Annotated in this window: 1 protein-coding gene; it reads right to left on the bottom strand. The window is 68.8% G+C overall.

Features of this window, described 5'->3' with window-relative positions; all coding sequences use genetic code 11:
• Positions 1–103: 103 nt before the first annotated feature.
• Positions 104–871, bottom strand: coding sequence for a hypothetical protein (locus GY769_25090; protein ID MCP4205200.1), 768 nt, complete (start codon positions 869–871; stop codon positions 104–106).
• Between the last annotated feature and the right edge of the window lie 678 nt (positions 872–1549).

Genomic DNA, 1549 nt, shown 5'->3' on the forward strand with positions numbered 1-1549 from the left:
TCGCAGCAAGCAAGCCGGTAGGCGCACCCCTACTGAGAAGTTCGGGATTCAGAGATCAGGAGCGCTCGAAATGGCGACGGAGCGGCCACCGACGCGGTGGTGCTCAGCCTGACGCGGCAGCGAGAGCAGCAGCAAAGTTCCGCGAGCCGCCGGCGTCGGCCAGCGGATCGAACTCCTCACCGGTCCTGATGAACGGGAGGCTCGGAGGAAAGCTGCCTTTGGGGAAGATCGCTCGGGTGACGTAGCCGAACTTCAGCTGGAGCGAAGCTTCCTGGAACATCGCGACGAAGGCGCGGTAGGCCTGACGGAATCGCTTGCGCATGGCCTTGCTCGCGGCGTGGCACGACGGCTTCGGCGAGCGTTTGCTCCGGGCTGGCCGATGGAGGGGATTTTGATGGCGAATCTTTTCCATGCCGACGACGTCGCGCCCGAGCTCCTCTCGGAGCTTGGCGGCGTCGGCTTCGATCTCGGCGACCATCTGGGCGATCTGCTTCCGGATCTGAGCTGTCGACAGGTGTTTCCAGCAGGGCAAGGGCGCCAGCTTCAGCTCGTAAGGCGTCATGAACGCGCCTCGCTCGATGCGCTCGACAGGGGAGCCGGTACGGTCGGCCTTCCGCTCGGCCTGACGATTCACTTCGTACTCGACTGCGCGGTCGTACCACATGCCGGGCATCGGCTTGCCGTCGATCAGCGCCTCGGCGCAGTGCAGGCATTCCCAGTCGGAGACTCGGGCGACCAGGTTCTCCTTGACGGTGCCCACCATGATTCTGGCGAACTGAGAGTTGGCGGGCAGGAGGCAAAAGCCACAGATCGTTCGGGTAGTGACTTCGACGCTCCATCCGGGCGGCAGGTAGCGTGGTCCTCGAGGCATGGGTGTGTCTCCGAGGTCGCGCCAGAGGCGCGCCTGTGCAATGAGTGGCGGCGCCTGATCTCGGGGCGGTGCCACGGCCACGCGCCGTGGAACAACCGCCCCGCGTCGGCGCGGGCCGTGGTCTCGGCCGGCGTCGCTGGGAACAGGAGTCTGGGGGTGGATGGGGGTCTGTTCCCGCGATCGTCAGCTACACCCTATGTAGAACGTAAAACGGCTTCCGATTCTTTAGGCTCCACGGCAAATCGGGCAGATTGCGTGGCCGAGGGTGGCCCCGGCCGAGCCGAGCCCCGGCAGCCGGCCGAGGTGGTGGCACCCGGCCGGGGCGGGGCAGGTGCGGGGCAGGTGGGTGGCACCCGGCAGACGGCGGCCGAGCCGAGCCCCGGCAGCCGAGGTGGGTGGCACCCGGCCGGGGCAGGGCCGCAGCGAGATCGCCAGCTGGAGCGCCAAGGGCGGCCCGCAGTACCCCGAAATCGATGGGTTCACGCCGTGACCCGCGAGAGCCGGGCGAGCAGCGGGGCGCCGACGGCGGCCATGACCGGTGAGGTGGCGAGGCCGGGGAGATACGGCCGGCCCGGCGTTCAGCGCCAGCAGGGGATGCAGGAGCCCGGTGGCGACGCTGCCGATCCCGAGGAACCACAGCCGGAACCGCGCGACGTGGTGCCGGCGCGCCCGGCCCCA

The sequence above is a fragment of the bacterium genome (assembly GCA_024224155.1).
GTDB lineage: Bacteria > Acidobacteriota > Thermoanaerobaculia > Multivoradales > JAHEKO01 > CALZIK01.